Genomic DNA, 18,190 nt, shown 5'->3' with positions numbered 1-18,190 from the left:
TTACCGCTTTCCTACCATAGCCGCTAATTCATGACGGCGCCTAGGGATGCTCCGATCAACTTGTCGTGCAGCCGCGGCAAGTTGCAATTTTCCAGGCACCTACAGCGTCATTGGACGAAAAGTGACCGAAAAATCATGTACGGAGAGCTTTTTCGACCGGTTCTCCGTGTTAAACGCGAACCTCACCCATACCCATGAGCTGTTTTCGAACCCTCCACAGGTTTGCCAGGGCGAACAGCGTGGTCAACTGAGCCGTGTTTTTCATCAGCCCACGAAAACGTACTTTCACGTAACCAAACTGCCGCTTGATCACGCGAAACGGATGCTCGACCTTGGCCCGTGTCTGAGCCTTGCAGAACTCGATCTTGCGCTTGGCTTTGTACAGTACGCTGCGCTGGTTCAGCTTGGAATAGGTGCTGCGACGCGCTGCAATCTGCCAGATCACCCCCCGATTTTCATGCTCTTCGCGCCTTTCGACACCGGTGTAACCGGCATCTGCATACACGGCGTTTTCTTCGCCATGCAGCAGTTCAGCCACCTGCGTGACATCGGCCACATTGGCAGCGGTGCCATGGACGTGATGCACCAGGCCGGACTCGACATCGGCACCGATGTGCGCCTTCATCCCGAAGAAATACTGACCGCCTTTCTTGGTCTGGTGCATCTCGGGATCACGCTTGCCTTCTTTATTTTTGGTCGAGCTGGGGGCATGAATAATGGTGGCATCGACGATGGTGCCTTGGCGCAGCGACAGGCCTTTTTCCTGCAGATAACCATTGATGACCGCAAGGATTGCCGGTGCGAGCTGATGCTTCTCCAGCAAGTGCCGGAAGTTCATGATCGTGGTGTCTTCGGGGATTGGCGCGCTCAGCGTCAGGCGTGCGAACTGGCGCATGGGCGTGATTTCGTAGAGCGCTTCTTCCATGGCCGGGTCGCTCAGGGAGAACCAGTTCTGCAACAGATGGATGCGCAGCATGGTTTCCAGAGGATAGGGTTTTCTACCGCCGCCGGCCTTGGGGTAGAACGGTTCGATCAGCTCCAGCAGGCCTGCCCAGGGCACCACCTGATCCATTTCGGCGAGGAAGCGCTCTCGGCGGGTTTGCTTGCGCTTGCCGGCGTACTCAAAGTCGGAAAAGCTCATCTGGCTCATGGGCGGCTCGGATCAGGTGTTGCGGGGATTCTCGCATAACTGAAGGCTTGTTCGGAGATTCCCTAGGGCACCACTTATCGCCCAGGAGCAACGGCGTAGAGGCCCAGAGCCCTAATGCATATGACCCGCGAGCAAACCTTACATGCCGAAAACCATCCTCATTGTGGAAGACGACGACCTCCTGAGAGACCTAACTGCCGAGAGCCTCTCGTCACTCTACGCCGTTGCTATGACGTGCTGCGCAAATGCTGACGAGGCGTTGCATTACCTTTGCAATAAGGATGTCCCTAGCTTGGTGATGACCGATATTCATATGCCTGGAAGCATGGACGGTTTAGGCCTTGCACACGAGATTTGGCGTCGATGGCCTACCCTGCCAGTGATTCTGACTTCGGGCGACGCAGTAATCGACACCGGTTTGCTGCCTGCTCGGACAGCATTTCTCCCCAAACCTTGGGAGATTTCTGATCTCGCCTCGCTGATCAACAAATTAGTAACGCTCCCGCCGCAAGTAGAAGCTTGATCCAAAGAACGCTGCCTACCCCTTCCATGCTTCGTATTTGGCTAGCAGCGGTTGAACGCTCAATCCATGTAGCAGAATGCTCAACGCCACCACCGACAAAACCAAGCTAATGCTCTGTGCGGCCAAGGTGGGAAGCAGCCCATGATTGAGGGCATAGAACAGGTAGTAGAAGCTGCCGATACCTCGGATGCCAAACCACCCCAGAAGCCCGCGCTGACGGATATCCAGCATTCCCCGAGCCGGGAAAAGCAGAATGCTGACGGGGCGAATGACAAAGAACAAGGCGCCGGCTACCAGCACTGCCCGCCAGTCCCAATGTTCAATGAGCACTACCCCGAGCATGGTGACGAGAAACACTTCCAGTGCCCGCTCGATCAAGCTACCGAATGCCAGCATGTCCCCCAACATTATCCCCGCTGCCACCTGTGAGTCATCGAGCCCTTCCACATCACCTTTGACGGCCAGCTCCGGCGCGACATGCTGGTGTCCTACCACAGGCTGTACTAGATGCTCGGCAGCTGGATCCTCGGGGCTATTTGAGGTGTGAACCTCCGCCTGGCGCAAACCGAGGCCCGCAGCGAACACCGCGAGAAACCCATAGGCCTGAATAGTCTCGGCGCTCACATAAGCCAGCGCGATCAGGGCAAGGGCGAGATAGTCGTTGGGCGACACGGTGCTGTCGTCGTTGCGCAAACGCAAGAAAAGCGTGAGTTTGCCCAAGCCACGCCCCATCCAATAGCCCAGCAGCAGACCTGCAGTGACTGCCCACAGCATGTCCTTGAGGAGCCAGCTAGAGAACCAGGCTTGCCCGGTATCCTGTTGCAGGAACAGGCCGAGGATGACGAAGGGAAAAGCCACTCCATCGTTGAGCCCTGCCTCACCGGACAGGCTGAAACGGACAGGATCATCGTCCTGGGCATCAACCACCTGTACCAGGGTTGCCAGCACCGGGTCTGTGGGTGCCAGGATAGCTCCAATCAGAACGGACACTCCCCACCCCAGGTGGAGGCCGTAATGCAGCACCAGCGTTACCCCACCGATGCAGAGCAACATCACCGGCCCCGCCAGATAGAAAGCGCTCAACCAGCTGCGGTTGTGCAAGGGCAAGCGCAACTTCAGGCCACTGAAGAACAGCGAAAACAACACCGCGACTTCGGTGAGGTGCTCCATCCAGCCACTCGACTTGCTCAAGTCGAGCTGTAGGAAACCCAGGCCCGATGTTCCCAGAGCCATACCTAAGCCAAGGCACACAACGGACGTTGTAACTGGAATCCAGCGCAGGTACGAGGATGAAAGCGAGAGTAGCAGGAGCACTGCACCCAGCATGGCGAACCAGACGATGAAGGTCATCTGCGCAGAAGCCTTGGGAGAATTTTCGATTATTTTTTGACTTTCTGGCTAAACACGTCGTTCCGCTGCACTTACTACGTTCGTCCATCATCACGGCGAAATGTAAAAAAAGATTTCAGCGCTCCTCTGCTGTCAAAACCGATAGGTCGCATTGGAGTTATCGTCATGAAATTCGCCCAGTTCTGCCAATCGCTCGCTAACCACGCCGGTAAACCGAGTACCTTCTTGATCGCCGTGGTACTAATTGCCACATGGGCTGCATCCGGGCCCTGGTTTCACTACAACGACACCTGGCAACTCATCGTTAATACGTCGACCACCATCATCACATTCCTGATGGTTTTCCTGATTCAGAATACCCAGAACCGGGACAACGACATCATCCACGTGAAGCTCGACGAGCTTATCCGTGCTACAAAATCCGCAGAGCAGTCGGTGCTCGATCTTGAAGCACTCGACAATCGAGAAATCCATAAACTTCGCAAGGAATATCAGGCGATGGGCAGCCACTGCGAGACGCCCCACCAAATGTCTAGCGAGCAGCGGGCGGACGATGCAGATCGAGACAACCTGCAGCGCTAAAGAGCGTTATGGTCGGACGATGCGGGCAGAGCTGGCGGAACACTTGCAGAGCTGAGCGCCTGGTTAATAGCTTCAGCGAGCTCGTCAATTGACCATGGTTTGAACAGGTAAGTGACAGGTGGGGTGACCTGCGATGGATCAAGCTGATAGCCCGAGGTGAGAATGGCTGGTAATCTTGGCCACCTTTCGTGGGCCATGGAGATGAACTCCATGCCTTTGATGCTTCCAGGAACACCGTGATCGGCGACGATCAACGAGCAGTCGCTCCCAAGTCCCATCAAGTGAATCAAAGCGTCTTCGGCGTTATCGAAGGCATCGCAGGCGGCGCCCAACTCGATTAGGATCTCCACCAGCAGGGTCTGAAGCGTTGGATCATCTTCCACGACAACTACTGTCTTCCCTGATAGCGATAAACTCTCGATGTCAAGCTTCATCACCCTCTCCAGTCCATAATTGATTCTTTGAGTGTTCCACTCATCTGGACGCGCGTCGATGGAGGCCAATCGCCGTCATCCGCTCAATGGCCTTCCGACACTGACAAATAGCCAAGCGCCTCTCGCATGAAAATCTCCACCGTCTTAGGGCCTATACCCTCGAAGCTTAGCAGCCAGCGCTTGAAGTTCTCACAACCTGGATCGTCCCGCAGCGCCTCAAGTTGAACACCCAATTCCGCGTCTACCTTCTTACCAAGGGCATGCAATCGTCGGGCAGTGGATTCATCGTATCGCGCATACCCAGCCTGCCCGAGCAGCCTCACAAGGGTCGCATGTGTGGCCTGCGCAAGCTTTTGCGGCGTATCAAGCCCCTGCTGATCGACAAGTATCCGGTACGCCCTCAAGGCGACAGTAGATCGTATGCGCTTGCCCATGAGAAAGCTGGCCATCAACCACCTGAACACACCCCCGACATCCGTGACTTCGATGCCGAGATCACAGGCATTTACGGTCTTCAACCTTTACTACGGCGCGGGTCAGCAGATCGTGGGTAGGTGCGCTCCTCTTCGATAGTGCCATCCGCCTTATGGATCTTCACCGATGCCGTCTTGCCATCAAAGAAATCTGCGAGGGCGCTGACCAATTCATGCTTAGTCGCCGCTCGCTTGGAGGCGCGTTCAGCACCGGCTTTCTTCAATTCCCATCCATTTGCTGTAGGGCTGAGGTGGTAATTGTCCATCGTGTGCTCCTCCTGGCTCATATGGGTTGGCCGTCATCCTCAATGTCTTCCTCTGCCTCGGCTGCTTCAGTGGCATCAGCGTCATTCAAAGGAGGCGACGTGGGCTTTTCCGGATCGTTAATGAAAGGTAAGTCGCTTGGGCCTTTCTCTTCAGAGCCTTCGGTTTTAGGCTGCATAGCAACATCTCCAAAAAAGTGGCCGGCCTCAGGGGTTCAGGCACCTTCTCCAGCACCTGAAAATTTGCCGACATCGATAGGTTGGGGAATGAATTCAGGGCCATTGCCGGCAAGTCGCCACTTCACGTTCGCGATGCCATAGCCCTCTGCCATTGGACGACTGACCAGCTTGATGTTCTGCTGACTGAATCGCGGGATGATGCCAACACCGGCATCGCAACTAGCCCAGTGCCAGGCCACGGGATCGTCCATTTTTTCCAAGCGAATAATGAACGCCCGGCTCTCGCCATGGAGTGTGTAATCGATAACAAATAATTGCTGCCCAGGCACGTGAGTATCTCCCTTTGACCCAAATTTACAGAGGGGGATGTACGCGTAAAAATTCAATTGAAAAGTCAGACGGCAGACCCTGCGCTCAACCACCGGCCACCCACCAACAGATTGGACTGAAGTCCATTGGTCATCCCTTAGGAACACGTACTGCCTCGGCAACCTCCATGGCTATACCAGCATACGGAGGTCGTGGTCATGATTGATCCAACAACAGGCATGAAGGCGGGTGAGCGTTACTCCGTGGAGAACGTCGAACGCGCTCACCAGTTTCCAGGCTTCTTCCTCGATGGAAAATACTACCTCGGCCCCGAGTTACTCACAGCCGTTGGCTGGCTGGAGGGCAAGCGCTTCATTTACGACAACCTCGATGCTGCAGGCGAACCGGTTTTTCCAGGTCGCGCAGCGGGAGACATTGAAAACCTGACACTGACCCTGGTGGACGGCACAGCGTTGAAGCTGAACCAATTGGACGTCAGCGCCACGGCTGAGGAGGTTGAGCCCGTCGCTCAGTCCAGTCCGGACACACCATTGAACCGCAGTTCCGACGCACTGGAGTCCTCCGAGAATCTGTCCACGCCAACAGGTAGGCCGGGAAGCATGGACGGCATCGGCCTAACCCCTAAAGACAAGATACCGCTGTTGCTAAGTGCGGCAGTCATCGGTCTGCTCGCGGGACTTCTCATCGCTCATGCCCAACGTCGACGCCGTTGAGGCCTCCCCTGTCAGCTTTATCGAAAATGGAGATTCAAAGATGAGTACACAACTGAGTGGCAAGCGCGTTGCCTTCCTGGTGACTGATGGTTTTGAACAAGTCGAGTTAACAGGGCCTCGTGAGGCCTTGGAGAAAGCTGGTGCGGTGATCGACATCCTCGCTGATAAGGAAGGCACTGTGCGTGGTTGGAATCACGACAAGCCCGCCGACGAGTTTGCCGTGGATGCAACCTTCGAAGGTGCCCAACTCGATCTCTATGATGCCCTCGTGCTGCCCGGCGGCGTTCAGAACTCCGACACGATTCGCTTGATCCCCGGTGCGCAGAACCTGGTGAAGAGCCACGACGCGGCTGGCAAGCCGCTGGCCGTCATCTGCCACGGAGGCTGGCTCCTGGTGTCCAGTGGCTTGGCCAAAGGCAAGCGGATGACAAGCTACAAGACATTGCAGGACGACATTCGCAATGCGGGCGGCAATTGGGTGGATGAGCAGGTTGTAGTGGACGGCAACCTGATCACCAGCCGCCAGCCAGACGATATTCCGGCTTTCAACGAACAGTTGATCAAAGCGCTGGCAGGCTGAGTCCAGCTTTCTGCTTCGCGCCCTCCGGTGATGCCTCAGGCACCTGGAGGGCGCGGGTCACGCCAGCTGGATGTAGTGGAGCCTCACACAGAAAGCGCGACACGGGTCAGCGGTAGAGCCGACCAATTCCCGATAATTCAATGGAGATAGAAGGAGTGACCGCCCGTCGTTCAAACCCTGAATTCATCTCAACGTCGGCCCTTAGCTCCGTTCGAACGATAACAAGCGTTCTCAACTGCAGGAGCTTCCACCATGCGAGACTTCCCTACCCCGCCCTTCCCTTCACAGCCTCAAAATGTCCCCGGCTCACAGCGCAAGATGGAGCCCTACCCGGATTGTGGTGAGCAATCGTATACCGGCCACAATCGACTCGAAGGCAAGATTGCACTCATCACCGGAGCAGACAGCGGCATCGGGCGGGCAGTAGCGATTGCCTATGCCCGTGAAGGAGCCGACGTCGCCATCGCTTATCTGAATGAGCATGAAGACGCCCAAGAAACCGCGCGCTGGGTTGAGTCCGCAGGCCGTCAATGCCTGCTGTTGCCCGGAGACCTGGCGCAGAAACAGCACTGCTACGACATCGTCGAAAAGACCGTTAGCCAGTTCGGGCGCATCGACATCCTGGTCAACAACGCGGCGTTCCAGATGTCCCACGAGACCTTGGAAGAAATCGACGATGACGAATGGGTGAAGACCTTCGATACCAACATCACCGCGATCTTCAGGATTTGCCAGGCGGCTCTGCCTTCCATGCCCAAGGGAAGCTCGATCATCAATACGAGCTCGGTCAATTCCGACGATCCATCCCCCAGCCTGCTGGCCTATGCCACGACCAAGGGAGCCATTGCCAACTTCACTGCTGGCTTGGCTCAGTTGCTAGCCAAGAAAGGCATCAGGGTCAACAGCGTCGCGCCAGGCCCTATTTGGACGCCTTTGATTCCGGCAACCATGCCGGACGAGGCCGTCAAGAACTTCGGTTCCAGCTACCCGATGGGGCGCCCGGGGCAGCCGGTCGAAGTCGCGCCGATCTACGTGCTGCTGGGCTCCGACGAGGCCAGCTACATCAGTGGCTCACGTTACGCAGTGACTGGCGGTAAACCGATCCTTTAGCGAAAAGAGGCTCGCCGAGTTGGCGAGCCTCAAACCCTTTTCGTGGGCAGTTTCAGCGTTTTTGCTGATCGTGATCACGGGCCGTTTTTTGCGCCGTGGAGTCGTGGGCTGTCCCCGTTGATCCGTCCGGACGATGAGCATCGTTGTCTCGCTCCTCTTCCCCATGCGGCCTCGTCTGCGCACCTGCATTTTGCCTATCGCTCTCATTCTTCATCTTGCTCTCCTACCCTTGTCTTTGAATAAAAGAAGCCAATGTACGAGGCAAAGTTCAGGTCAGGTTCACTCCCCGAGATAGCCGGGCATTAGATGCGATGAACCAAATACCCCAGCATCGCGTCCACCGCAAAACAAGCGAGTCGATTCTGAAATGGAAAACGACCCTGTACTGGCCGCTCTCGGCTATCTCAAAAACAACAAACTGATTTTGAGCACAGCAGAATCGTGCACTGCGGGCTGCCTTGTGGCTTTGTTGGCGGCGGTACCGGGTACCGGCGAGGTGCTGGAAAGCGGCTATGTCGTCTACTCGCCCAGCGCCAAGAAGCGCTTGCTGGGCGTCAGCGCCGAAACCATCGAACGATATGGCCTGACCAGCGAAGCAGTAGCCTGGGAAATGGCCTTGGGCGCCTTGAGAGACAGCGATGCGAACGTGGTGATCGCCACCACCGGGGTAGCCGGGCCGGCACCCGAATCCGGGATACCACCGGGGACGATGTGCTTTGCGTGGGCTTTCGCCGGCGAGCCAATTGCCGTTTTCACGCGCACTCAGCGTTTCTTCGGCGAGCGGTCTGAAGTGATGCGCCAAGGCGCCGTTTTCGGGTTGACCCGGCTTTCCCACTATCACCAGCGCTGGTTACGCGGCGAGCGCGCCTGAGGGCTGTGATCATGTCGGAAGATGAACTGCTATCCAGGCGTCACCCTGTTCATGAAGATATACCGATGCAGCAGCGCGTCTGGCGCTTCGAGCGCGTGGGCTGGTACGTGCTCGTGGCCATCGTATTGCTTGCCTTGGCAGGCCTGTTCGGTAATGGCCCGTTGAGCGATGCCGAGGTGGTGAGCCAGGATGGCCGGGTACGGGTTGAGTACCAGCGCCTCAGCCGAAGCGGCACGACAGACAGTCTATTCATCACCGTTCAGGGTATCCCTGGTCAGCCGGTGGAAGTGCAAATCGAGGGATCATTGCTCCGTGACGCCAGTATCGAGACGTTGCAACCGGAGCCACAACAGTCGATGTCGCATGGCCAGGCCCTGCTGTTCCAATTGGGTACTAAAGAAGATGGGGTCGCCACCTTGTACTTGACCCTTCGAAGTGAGCACGTAGGCACTCTGGAGGGCAGCGTCAGGGCTGGCCCTGAAAGCGCCGTTCACTTCTCCACATTTCTTTACCCCTAGGAGTGCGTCATGGATTCGATCCTCCGCGCAGCCGGAATGTATGTCGCCCTCATGCTGCTGTTTCGCGTGGCCGGGCGGCGCTCGCTGGCCGATTTGACGACCTTCGACTTCGTGTTGTTGCTGATCATCGGGGAAGCCACCCAGCAGGCGCTTCTGGGTGACGATTTTTCATTCACCAATGCCACGCTGGTGATCGCCACGCTGATCGTACTGGACGTCGGCCTTTCACTAGCAAAGCTGAACTCCAAGCCCTTGGCCCGACTTCTGGACGGGCACGCTACCCTGGTTGTTGAGAATGGGCGCTTTCTGCATCACCGCATGCGTCGGGCACGACTCACGGAGGACGATATCCTCGAGTCAGCACGAGACAGCCAAGGCATCGAAAAAATTGAGCAAGTGAAGTTCGCTATCGTCGAACGCAATGGAAAGATTTCAATCATTCCTGCCGAGTAAGACAACAGGCTGTCAGTGGTAGAACCCATGTCCGTTTAGAGTGCCAATATCGCCTGGCTATGGTCGATGGTAGGGATGGGCATCAGTTCGCGCCGAGATACCAGCCAGGCCCGCATCCGCTCGGTATCAAAAATCTGACCCTCTTCCATCATCACCAGAATGAGCGTTTGGGACATTCGGTAACAGCCGCATTGAGAACAGTGTCGCTCTTCCCAGCCACCGGTGCATTCAACGGACTCAGCTTGCCCCGCGCAAATCAGACAACTCATGTAAGCCCCCTTTTGTTCTTGTTCCCTGCAGGGTAAATGCGAGGCAACGAAGCTCCCTTGTGTCTCGCTTTACATGAGATATCCATGCCAATTCTAAATTCCCTCTATTTACGCAGCGCTCACATAAGACGAACCAGACGCCAGATAGCCCTGTCGGAATGAGAACACGTGATCTCGAAGGCATGCTGATGGAAAGAGAACCGGTAGAAGCTCAACAGGGTGCACCTCAACGAGATGAGGGTGGATGGTTGCCCTTGGAGCAGTATGGTGCGCTCGGCGATGGGCGTTCCGTGGCACTGATTGGCCTGGACGGTTCCATCGACTGGTGGTGTGTGCCGCACATGGATTCACCACCCCTATTCGACAAGCTGCTGGCCCCTGAAACAGGAGGCTTCTTTTCCATTACCCCTAGCGAGCCGTTCGTTGCTGAGCGCCGCTACTTAGCAGACAGCAACGTCCTTGAGACAATTTTCATCACCACTCAGGGTCGTGCCCGGCTGACGGAATCCTTGAACAGCGGGCCAGCCGGACGCCTGCCTTGGGCCGAACTCGCCAGGCGCATTGAGTGTGTCGAGGGTGCGGTCGATTTCGAGTTAGCCATCGACTTCGGAACCCAAGCCGACACGGTAAGCCCCTACGTGGCGCCGAATGACAATGCCTGCGTTTTTCATGCGGGGCGAATACTCGGCATGTTCCTGCACGACCATCATGTGCACATCGAACGCAAAGACGACATGGGCGTCCGTGCTGTCCTTAGCCTTGCAGCTGGACAACGCTCAGTGGTTGCAATTATCGCAGGGCGTGATGAGCCCCTGGTGGCACCGCCGTTGGCCCTGATCGATGAACGCATCGACGGCTCGCACCGGGAGTGGTGCCAATGGTCGAAGGGACTGGTCTACGACGGCCCGTACCAGACTCAGGTCATCCGAAATGCGCTGGCCCTCAAGCTTCTGCTGTCCTCTCCAAGTGGCTCGATCATGGCGGCAGCGACTTCGTCCCTTCCCGAACGGATTGGCGGCTGCAAGAACTACGACTACCGGTTCGCCTGGATACGCGATGCCGGCTACACCATCGAGGCGTTTCTGGGCATCGGCGCACAGCCAGAGGCTAAGGCTGCATTCACCTGGCTACTGCGCCGGTTGGATGAACATGGGCCACGGGTGTTCTATACCCTGGACGGTGCAATCGGTGATTGCGTGCGCCCGGTCGATCTGCCTGGCTACAAGAACTCCCCTCCAGTCGTCGGCAATGATGCCCGCGACCAGCTCCAACACGGTGTGTTCGGCGATATCTTCGAAACAGCGCGCTGCTTCATCGACAGCGGCAACATTCTTGATTCCCCGAGCGCCATGCTCCTCTCAGGCCTTGCCGACCAGTGCGCCGACTGTTGGCGTCAGCAGGATGCCGGTATCTGGGAGTTGCCGGAAAAACAGCACTACACGATGTCCAAGGTCAGTTGCTGGCAAGCCTTGAGCCGGGCCATCGAACTGGCAGATGGCGGCCACCTTCCCACCACCTGCCGTGAACGCTGGGATCGCGAGCGACAGCGCATCCAACAATGGATCGAGGCGCACTGCTGGAGCGAAGAACGCCAGGCTTACCTGTTCTATCCAGACAGCGACCGACTGGACGCTTCACTGGCACTGGCCGTCAGGTTCGGCTACCCAAGCAAGGAACGTATGCGCAGCACGCTGGAAGCAATTGATCATGATCTAGGGGCCGGCGCTTTCCATTATCGCTGCACCGATGCACAGGAAGAGGAAGGTTGCTTCTTAGCCTGCACATTCTGGTTAATCGAAGCCTGGGCCATTCTGGGTAACCAGGAACGCGCCGAAGCCGCCTATGCAGACGCTTTGAAAGGGCTATCACATGGAGTAGGCATCTACTCGGAGATGGTCGATCCGCAGACGGGGCAGTATCTGGGCAACCTTCCGCAGGGCTTGACTCACCTGGCAGCCCTCAGAGCTGCGATGGCCATCAGTGGTTGCCATCCTGAACGGTGACGCCAGACATCATCTCCATTGAACCGTGTCGTTTGGCGGGGACTCAACCAGAGGCAAGTTCTTACATCCCATCCGTGATGAGGTAACGCCAATGAACGCTATCGACTTGCTGATTCAAGACCACAAGCTGGTGAAGAAGCTACTCGAAGAATTGTCGACCACCACCGAGCGAGCGGTGAAGAAACGGGCCGAGTTACTCCACAGGATCGAGCAGGAACTGCAGATTCACACCGCGCTCGAAGAAGAAATTCTTTATCCGGCCATCAAGGAAGCGGGAGGCAAGGAAGAAGCGAAGATGTACTACGAGGCCAAGGAGGAGCACCGGACTGTCGATTCGCTCGTCCTACCCGACCTGCTGCATACCGAAACTGGCACCGTCGAATTCGCCGGGCGGGTCAAGGTCATGAAAGAGCTGTTGGAGCATCACATCGCGGAAGAAGAAGGCGAGCTGTTCCCCACGGCGAAGAAGCTGCTCAGCAAGGACACCCTCGAGGAGCTGGGGCGAACGATGGAAATGCAGAAAAAGATGCTCAAGGGCGAGCAGCGAGCGGCTTAGTCGAGCGATCACCTGCCAGCGCTCAGGACGCTGGCAGGTGATCAGCTTCAGATACCCCATCATCAGTTGGAAGGTTTCATGGAATATTGGATTGGATTACTTGAATGGCCCGCCATGGTGATGACCGTACTGGCAGCCTGGTGCATTGGTTCGCGTCGTCCGGGTAGAAGGAAGATAGGATTTTGCTGCTTCATCGCAAGCAACGTGCTGTGGGCTGTGTGGGGCTGGCAAGCACATGCCTGGGCTCTGATCATCCTGCAGTTCTGTCTCTGCGCCATGAATCTGCGAGGGTGGCGCAAGAACACGCAACTGGAAATTGCCGGGTGATAACGCACTGACAAGCCGGTAAAGGTTGCTTCTAAAATATACAGGTTGCACTCCTCACCACGCTTCCGTCCCTGGAAGCAGTGAGAGCAGATCAGGCCGCAGGCTTGAGCACCACTTTCGTCCAGCCATCATCCCGCGCATCAAAGTGCTTGTAGGCATCTGGGCCTTCGGCCAGTTTCAAACGATGGGAAATGATCTGCGAGGGCTTGGCGCGCCCATGATGGATGAGCTCTGCCAGGCGGCGATTATAGGCCTTCACATTCGCCTGGCCTGTCCGGATCTGTTGGCCCTTGAACCAGAACGCACCGAAGTCGAAGGCCATCTTGCCCTGCTTCGCCAGTTCGTTTTTCGCTCCAGGATCCTCTGGCACGAACACTCCAACCACGCCTATGCCACCAGTGGCCTTGGTTGAAGCGACCAAGTTGTTCATGGTGAGGTAGTTCGCTTCATGGCCATGCTTGTCGCAGCACTGGTAACCGACGCACTCACAGCCTCTGTCGGTGCCTTTGCCGTGAGTAAGGTTCATAATCTCTTCCACGGCCTTCTGCTCGACTGCATTGATAGGGGTTGCGCCAAGCTGCGCGGCGAGTTGCAGGCGATCCGGTTGGTTGTCGATGACAAACACCTGGGACGCGCCTTTGATGATTGCCGAATGGGCCGCCATCAGGCCGACAGGCCCTGCGCCGTAAATCGCAATGCTTTCACCCGGCAGCAAACCGGCAAGCTCTGTTGCATGCCAGCCTGTAGGGAAGATATCCGAGAGCATGACATAGTCATCCTCACGCTCCTGGGCATCTTCCGGCAGCACCAGGCAGTTGAAATCCGCATAGGGCACACGCAGCAGCTCGGCCTGCCCGCCCTGATACGGGCCCATCTCGGCAAAACCGTAAGCCGCGCCCGCAGCACCAGGATTCGCTGTAAGGCAGAATCCAGTGAGGCCTTTCTCACAGTTCTCACAGAACCCGCAGCCGATATTGAAAGGTAGACAGACTCGGTCACCGACTTTGACCCGGTCGACCCCTGCCCCTACCTCGATTACCTCACCGAGATTTTCGTGACCAAAAACTCTCCCGGCTTCGAACGAGGTTCGGCCCTCGTACATGTGCAAATCAGAACCGCAGATGTTGGTCGTGGTAATGCGTACCAGCACGTCCATAGGCTTTTCGATTTTCGCGTCCGGTACATCCTTGACCGAGACGTCACGTGGGCCGTTGTACACGATTGCTTTCATGCTGAACTCCCGATCGTCAGGGGCTACAGAAATGCGCCCTACTCTGTTCAGGTGAATGCAGCGTCAGTACGTTCAGCATGTTGATGGTAGAGGCAGACCGGTGGCGCTAAATGCTGTCGCTCCCACCGGAGCAGGGATCGCGTGGACTATGAGGTTGGAAGCGAGAATCGGAACACACTGCCATACTGCACACTGGATTCGACATCGATGGCACCACCATGTCGGGCAACAATTTCACCGACGATGAACAGGCCAAGGCCCAATCCCCCTGACGCTGCATGGTGCTCCGAAGTCAAACGCGAATAGAGGGTCTGGCCACGCCAGTCATCCCCAACGATAAACCGCGCTAGGTATGAGGGTCGCATTTTCGCGAAGCGGCTTAGCAAGCAGAGTGCGCAGAGTGCTCAAGCTAAGACTCCATTGACTGCATTTTTAGAGGAGCTCCGCATCCCCTTGAGATGTGAGGCTCACCGCGCATTTTCCGTAAAACCACTGCTGGAGCAGTGCAGTACGCAGCCGTGTGGAGCCAAAAGGCGGAGCGCAAGCATGACAACGGGTTCAGAATTACGGAAAATTATTCTAGGGCAATAATTATTGGTATTCCATAATTTGCCCTAAAACGAGATCGAGCAAACGGTCATGTATCTTCGCAACCACCATCTGAGATAGGTGTTCTGATCCGACCGTAGGTGTCATCACCTAAAATCGCGTCGCCTTCCTGATCAAACATCACAGCGAGCCACCGCGCCCTCTTCATCTCAGCTATTTGAGAGAAAAAGCAGCCTTCGCAGAGGTGAAGCTCGTACTCTTGGCCGCAATGCGCTGAGCCTTTGCCCCATGCCGCATGCATCGTTCCGTACTGGGGCTCACCTTCGCCATCTCGCGTAGACATACCGCAGACATCGCATACCACGTCGACAACTACATCGGACTCACCTGCTTGTGTGACCTTCATTCTGAGCCTCCGTCACCATCTGCCATCATGAGTCGCACCTTCCCGATCTCAACCCATCCAGACTCCCCAACCTAATGCTCCACAGCTTTAAGCCAGGCACGGGTCGCCAGGCCCTGGCGGAGCAGTAACAGGCGATTGAGTGTACGCATGATAAAATCGCTCCAGATTTAATCTGTGGAGCTTCCCGCTTGAGCACGCAACCTGCTACCGGCTACTACGATTCACTGCTTCACGCTCCTACTTTCTCCAGCGACCCTGCCGGCAAACGCCAAGCCGAGCGTTGGAAACGCCTGGTGGATGACATTCACAAATCCACGACAGAGCAAGACCTGCGTGAGGCCCGAGGGAAGGCGGAGGGTTACATCATCGGCCTAATGGAAAGTGGTCATCTACCACCAGATGGCGAACGCGACTACGTGATTCTTAGCTCGATTCATCGCCGTCAGGATTTTTTGCGTACACTCCTCGCGACGCTCACCTGATCCGCATAATCGACCTTTCAGGCGCCCGCAAAGGCGCCTGGCTCGCTCGTTGGCGAAGCGTCAGGTTGGTCTGCGCTTGTAATGAATGCTCGAAGACTCTTCCGGCCCGCTCCGCGCTTGAATGAAGTCAGAACAAAATTTCCTGCCTTTGTATCAACCACCCAGAAGCGCCCTACCCTTTTCAACGAGAAGATCGGCGTGGTCGTAAGCAAATATGCCCCTGTGCGCTTCTCAATAAGCCCTGGAACGATCTGACCAACCACGACCCCCACTGCGCAATCGTTCAAAATTTCGACGTCGCTCAGATAGGCAGTGATCGGCACAGAATACTGCTGACCCATCGCTTGTATGATGCGCGTGAGCTGAAAAATCGATGGTTCTTCACCTGGGTACCTGACGATCTCATCTGTCATGTGTTCATGCGCTCCTGCGTCCAATTCAATACCCCTCTGAGAGGTTTCGCTCCTAGAGGTGCTTAGATTTCAATGATGAAGTCCGGTACAAAGCCGGTCTTTTCACCTGGATACCCTCTGGGGTTCGATATGAGCCGACATCCCGAAACGATCGTGTCGACCGCGTAATGGGTATGGCCGAAGATCCAGGCATCAGCCTGCGAAACTAGGTCACCCCACTGGTTGAAGTACGCAGCACCGAGGTGGCCCTCATGAGCATCACCAGCGACCGCTTCAATCGGGCAATGATGCGTGACGACGACCGTCTTGCCACCGAAGTCCTTAGCCAACTCCGTAGCCAGAAAGTCCCGCGCACAAATGTTGCGAGCGATGAGATCGACAGGGCGAAGCTTCCTAAAGCCCTCGCCGATTCGGATCTGCGTGAAGTCGCTCATCCACTCCCAGCACAACGACATCGCTACGCGGTAATCCCCTGTGGACGTAAAATCTGTCCACCCCGTCGCCGCTAAAAATCTCACATCACCAACGATCAGTGTATGGTTATCCAGAACATGAACATGCCCAGCTGCCGCCTGTTGCATCTTCGTCAGCGTTCGGTCTAAGTGCCCCCGGTAGAACTCGTGATTCCCAGGGACGTAGATCACTGGACAGTCGAACGCCGCGTTTGCCCACTCGACCCCTTGACCGCGCACAGAGATGTCACCCGCGAGCACGACCAGCTCGACGTCCAGCATAGGTGGCACGAACTCGGAGAACTCGTTGTGTAGGTCGGAGTAAACCGCAATCTTCATACCTCGCTCCATGATACAAGGGCTGGGTCGCTAATCCCGGGCCCGTCCGACGGACGCCCGGGCTTCAAGAACTGGGTCATCACGGACGAAATGACAGAACCATCTCGAGCGAGGCTTGCTTCTTGTATCCGTCGCCGATAAGCAGATAGACGGTGTTGCGAGTCTCAAAAATCCAAGGATGCTCATGCGAGATCGCGTACGTAGATCTCACCCAGCAACCAGGTACGAACCGTCCACGGCTGTCGTATATGACCTCATGAGCGAGCACAATCATCGGCGCGATCCCGTCCGGCAACGGCTCAACCTCATTCGCGGGAATCTCAACGATGATCCAACGCTTCACCAAGCAAAACGCTTTTCCTGGAAAGCGCTGCTCTGCTGCTTGAACCAGCTCTCCTCTATCGTCAGCCCAACCATGGACAACCTCGCCGCCGCCGTAAAGAAACTCTGTAACCTCATCCAACGTGACCGCCATGAATCAACCTCTCGCGCTCGAGTAGACGTGTCCTTCAGACGTGACAAATTCGTAAACCGGGGTCGGCTGGGTACCATCCTTGATCCGAATCTCGGAAAGCAGCTTCATCGAAAACTCGGATTGATTGGTCATCGCCGGTGGAGCAAGCAAATGAACTCGATTGACACTCAGGAAATCCACCGCATCCCCTTTGCACAGGGAGTCAACCACCTCAACGCTCGACACCAAACGCACAGACGGGCCTAGGCATCCATTCACGAAGCCACTTCCTTCAACGACAAAGTAATAGCAATCGGGATTGAGACTTGCTGAATCCCAAAACAGATTCAGGCTGTCCAGAGCTAAAAACTGCCCTCGGAGTTTGGTTCTTTGGGTGACCAGCACAACACACTCCACCTATCAATCGGGGCAACTAGCTAGCACTTCGCCCAGAAACGATTCATATAAATTGACAACTTTGCGCCCAGCAGTAAATGTCCATGCAGAACGCAAGTCATCTGTGGGAGCTAGTGAGACCACCATACCACCATTCCACATTCACTGCCTATAGTACGTGGATGTAGAGTTTTCAGTGTGGCCTTATGCTTCCCTTTGCGGGAAGCTCTCCCATGCCAACGCGATACACTCTGGCAGCAGTCCTTCGCACCACGCGTGCCGCTCGTGGCCTATCCCAAGAACAGCTCGCCTCCACGGTGGAGCCTAGTCATTTGCACAAGATCGAGCACGCGAAATCCAATGTCAGCCTCGAGATGCTCGAAGACATCAGTAAGCGCTTGGACGTCGATTCGGTGGCACTCCTCGCCGCTGCCGCCTCCTACGAACGCCAGGAATCACTCGAAGAGTTTATGACCCACCTCTGGGCGGAGCTGGGCAAGCTGGGTGAGATGCGTGTGATGGAAAGCCTGCCTGCGCAATTCTCGGGTAAAGCATTGATCGCAGCGAAATCAGGTAAGCCGCCAATCCCACCAGACAGAATTCAAGCAATCCTCGACTGCAAGGCAGAGGGCCTCACTCAAAAAGAGACCTCAGTGAAGCTGGAAATGCCATATTCCACAGTCCACAAGTTCTGGCACATGCCAGTTGCAGATCAGTGACGTAAGATGGCGGAACGCTATAGGTCGACCGCCACTTCACGTATGCGACATTGAGACGTGGTCA

At 56.2% G+C, this 18,190-nt stretch carries 27 protein-coding genes and 1 pseudogene; 13 read left to right on the top strand and 15 right to left on the bottom strand.

All coding sequences use genetic code 11. The features are described 5' to 3' along the window. Positions 1-169: 169 nt before the first annotated feature. On the bottom strand, positions 170-1,150 hold the full coding sequence (locus tag J3A71_RS03305; protein ID WP_014003920.1) for an IS5-like element ISPa41 family transposase: 981 nt from the start codon (positions 1,148-1,150) through the stop codon (positions 170-172). A gap of 142 nt (positions 1,151-1,292) precedes the next feature. Between J3A71_RS03305 and J3A71_RS03300 the strand changes: the two genes are divergently transcribed. Beyond that, positions 1,293-1,673, top strand: a complete 381-nt coding sequence (locus J3A71_RS03300; protein ID WP_028697817.1) for a response regulator — start codon at positions 1,293-1,295, stop codon at positions 1,671-1,673. 15 nt (positions 1,674-1,688) lie between these two features. On the opposite strand, the gene J3A71_RS03295 is transcribed toward J3A71_RS03300, so the two are convergent. Next, entirely contained in the window at positions 1,689-3,023 is a 1,335-nt protein-coding gene (locus tag J3A71_RS03295; protein WP_028697818.1) for a cation:proton antiporter, read from the bottom strand. 165 nt (positions 3,024-3,188) lie between these two features. On the opposite strand from J3A71_RS03295, the gene J3A71_RS03290 reads away from it, so the two are divergent. Then, positions 3,189-3,605: a low affinity iron permease family protein gene (locus J3A71_RS03290; RefSeq protein ID WP_028697819.1), complete on the top strand. Its 417-nt coding sequence runs from the start codon at positions 3,189-3,191 to the stop codon at positions 3,603-3,605. On the opposite strand, the gene J3A71_RS03285 is transcribed toward J3A71_RS03290, so the two are convergent. The 5 genes from J3A71_RS03285 to J3A71_RS03265 form a co-directional block, all read right to left on the bottom strand. Beyond that, a complete protein-coding gene (locus tag J3A71_RS03285) occupies positions 3,602-4,039 on the bottom strand; it encodes a response regulator (RefSeq protein ID WP_028697820.1) in 438 nt (145 codons plus the stop codon). The genes J3A71_RS03290 and J3A71_RS03285 overlap by 4 nt on opposite strands. Before the next feature lie 83 nt (positions 4,040-4,122). After that, positions 4,123-4,557, bottom strand: a complete 435-nt coding sequence (locus J3A71_RS03280) for a DNA methylase (RefSeq protein WP_028697821.1) — start codon at positions 4,555-4,557, stop codon at positions 4,123-4,125. Next, entirely contained in the window at positions 4,554-4,778 is a 225-nt protein-coding gene (locus J3A71_RS03275) for a DUF2188 domain-containing protein (RefSeq protein ID WP_028697822.1), read from the bottom strand. The genes J3A71_RS03280 and J3A71_RS03275 overlap by 4 nt, the downstream gene beginning before the upstream one ends. 17 nt (positions 4,779-4,795) lie before the next feature. Beyond that, positions 4,796-4,954 carry a hypothetical protein gene (locus tag J3A71_RS03270; protein ID WP_162838439.1) on the bottom strand — a complete coding sequence of 53 codons (159 nt, stop codon included), beginning with the start codon at positions 4,952-4,954 and terminating at the stop codon, positions 4,796-4,798. Between the two features lie 36 nt (positions 4,955-4,990). Further along, positions 4,991-5,284, bottom strand: coding sequence for a DUF6555 family protein (locus J3A71_RS03265; RefSeq protein WP_028697823.1), 294 nt, complete (start codon positions 5,282-5,284; stop codon positions 4,991-4,993). Between the two features lie 198 nt (positions 5,285-5,482). Here J3A71_RS03265 and J3A71_RS31265 point away from each other — a divergent pair. The 6 genes and pseudogenes from J3A71_RS31265 to J3A71_RS03235 all read left to right on the top strand — a co-directional run. After that, positions 5,483-5,758, top strand: a pseudogene (locus tag J3A71_RS31265) (short-chain dehydrogenase); the annotation flags it as partial. 280 nt (positions 5,759-6,038) lie between these two features. Then, positions 6,039-6,578, top strand: coding sequence for a type 1 glutamine amidotransferase domain-containing protein (locus tag J3A71_RS03255; protein WP_028697825.1), 540 nt, complete (start codon positions 6,039-6,041; stop codon positions 6,576-6,578). 252 nt (positions 6,579-6,830) lie between these two features. Next, positions 6,831-7,688, top strand: a complete 858-nt coding sequence (locus J3A71_RS03250) for an SDR family oxidoreductase (protein WP_028697826.1) — start codon at positions 6,831-6,833, stop codon at positions 7,686-7,688. A gap of 367 nt (positions 7,689-8,055) precedes the next feature. Next, positions 8,056-8,559 (top strand): CinA family protein, encoded by a 504-nt coding sequence (locus tag J3A71_RS03245; protein WP_028697827.1) that lies wholly within the window; start codon positions 8,056-8,058, stop codon positions 8,557-8,559. Positions 8,560-8,624: 65 nt separating this feature from the next. Next, entirely contained in the window at positions 8,625-9,077 is a 453-nt protein-coding gene (locus J3A71_RS03240) for a hypothetical protein (RefSeq protein ID WP_080693988.1), read from the top strand. A 9-nt stretch (positions 9,078-9,086) separates the two neighbouring features. Continuing rightward, the gene (locus J3A71_RS03235) at positions 9,087-9,530 is read left to right on the top strand and encodes a YetF domain-containing protein (protein ID WP_028698529.1); all 444 of its coding nucleotides are present in this window, start codon (positions 9,087-9,089) and stop codon (positions 9,528-9,530) included. 35 nt (positions 9,531-9,565) lie between these two features. On the opposite strand, the gene J3A71_RS03230 is transcribed toward J3A71_RS03235, so the two are convergent. After that, positions 9,566-9,706: a hypothetical protein gene (locus J3A71_RS03230; RefSeq protein WP_167398654.1), complete on the bottom strand. Its 141-nt coding sequence runs from the start codon at positions 9,704-9,706 to the stop codon at positions 9,566-9,568. Between the two features lie 341 nt (positions 9,707-10,047). Here J3A71_RS03230 and J3A71_RS03225 point away from each other — a divergent pair, with 341 nt between their 5' ends. The 3 genes from J3A71_RS03225 to J3A71_RS03215 all read left to right on the top strand — a co-directional run bounded on the left by J3A71_RS03225 (position 10,048) and on the right by J3A71_RS03215 (position 12,685). Beyond that, on the top strand, positions 10,048-11,802 hold the full coding sequence (locus J3A71_RS03225; protein WP_028698528.1) for a glycoside hydrolase family 15 protein: 1,755 nt from the start codon (positions 10,048-10,050) through the stop codon (positions 11,800-11,802). A 91-nt stretch (positions 11,803-11,893) separates the two neighbouring features. After that, on the top strand, positions 11,894-12,358 hold the full coding sequence (locus tag J3A71_RS03220; RefSeq protein WP_028697831.1) for a hemerythrin domain-containing protein: 465 nt from the start codon (positions 11,894-11,896) through the stop codon (positions 12,356-12,358). Positions 12,359-12,436: 78 nt separating this feature from the next. Then, positions 12,437-12,685: a hypothetical protein gene (locus tag J3A71_RS03215; protein ID WP_028698527.1), complete on the top strand. Its 249-nt coding sequence runs from the start codon at positions 12,437-12,439 to the stop codon at positions 12,683-12,685. 91 nt (positions 12,686-12,776) lie between these two features. Here J3A71_RS03215 and J3A71_RS03210 read toward each other — a convergent pair whose 3' ends face one another. The 3 genes from J3A71_RS03210 to J3A71_RS03200 all read right to left on the bottom strand — a co-directional run bounded on the left by J3A71_RS03210 (position 12,777) and on the right by J3A71_RS03200 (position 14,871). Further along, positions 12,777-13,916 (bottom strand): glutathione-independent formaldehyde dehydrogenase, encoded by a 1,140-nt coding sequence (locus J3A71_RS03210; RefSeq protein ID WP_028697833.1) that lies wholly within the window; start codon positions 13,914-13,916, stop codon positions 12,777-12,779. Between the two features lie 146 nt (positions 13,917-14,062). Then, positions 14,063-14,281 carry a sensor histidine kinase gene (locus J3A71_RS03205; RefSeq protein WP_080693989.1) on the bottom strand — a complete coding sequence of 73 codons (219 nt, stop codon included), beginning with the start codon at positions 14,279-14,281 and terminating at the stop codon, positions 14,063-14,065. A gap of 272 nt (positions 14,282-14,553) precedes the next feature. Next, complete coding sequence (locus J3A71_RS03200) at positions 14,554-14,871, bottom strand: hypothetical protein (protein ID WP_028697834.1); 318 nt, start codon at positions 14,869-14,871, stop codon at positions 14,554-14,556. A gap of 188 nt (positions 14,872-15,059) precedes the next feature. Between J3A71_RS03200 and J3A71_RS03195 the strand changes: the two genes are divergently transcribed. After that, a complete protein-coding gene (locus tag J3A71_RS03195; RefSeq protein ID WP_042131946.1) occupies positions 15,060-15,353 on the top strand; it encodes a hypothetical protein in 294 nt (97 codons plus the stop codon). A 17-nt stretch (positions 15,354-15,370) separates the two neighbouring features. Here J3A71_RS03195 and J3A71_RS03190 read toward each other — a convergent pair whose 3' ends face one another. The 4 genes from J3A71_RS03190 to J3A71_RS03175 form a co-directional block, all read right to left on the bottom strand. Then, positions 15,371-15,766 (bottom strand): hypothetical protein, encoded by a 396-nt coding sequence (locus J3A71_RS03190; RefSeq protein WP_042131944.1) that lies wholly within the window; start codon positions 15,764-15,766, stop codon positions 15,371-15,373. A 62-nt stretch (positions 15,767-15,828) separates the two neighbouring features. After that, a complete protein-coding gene (locus J3A71_RS03185; RefSeq protein WP_028697835.1) occupies positions 15,829-16,557 on the bottom strand; it encodes a metallophosphoesterase family protein in 729 nt (242 codons plus the stop codon). A gap of 79 nt (positions 16,558-16,636) precedes the next feature. Continuing rightward, the gene (locus J3A71_RS03180) at positions 16,637-17,032 is read right to left on the bottom strand and encodes a hypothetical protein (RefSeq protein ID WP_028698526.1); all 396 of its coding nucleotides are present in this window, start codon (positions 17,030-17,032) and stop codon (positions 16,637-16,639) included. Between the two features lie 3 nt (positions 17,033-17,035). Further along, a complete protein-coding gene (locus J3A71_RS03175; RefSeq protein WP_028698525.1) occupies positions 17,036-17,416 on the bottom strand; it encodes a hypothetical protein in 381 nt (126 codons plus the stop codon). Between the two features lie 197 nt (positions 17,417-17,613). Between J3A71_RS03175 and J3A71_RS03170 the strand changes: the two genes are divergently transcribed. Further along, on the top strand, positions 17,614-18,126 hold the full coding sequence (locus J3A71_RS03170) for a helix-turn-helix transcriptional regulator (protein ID WP_080693987.1): 513 nt from the start codon (positions 17,614-17,616) through the stop codon (positions 18,124-18,126). Positions 18,127-18,190 lie beyond the last annotated feature (64 nt).

Origin of the sequence: Pseudomonas sp. PvP089 (genome assembly GCF_017875165.1) — a bacterium.
Lineage (GTDB): Bacteria > Pseudomonadota > Gammaproteobacteria > Pseudomonadales > Pseudomonadaceae > Aquipseudomonas > Aquipseudomonas fortuita.
The sequence above is the reverse complement of the archived record's forward strand: the minus strand, read 5'-3'. Positions and strand labels throughout refer to the sequence as shown.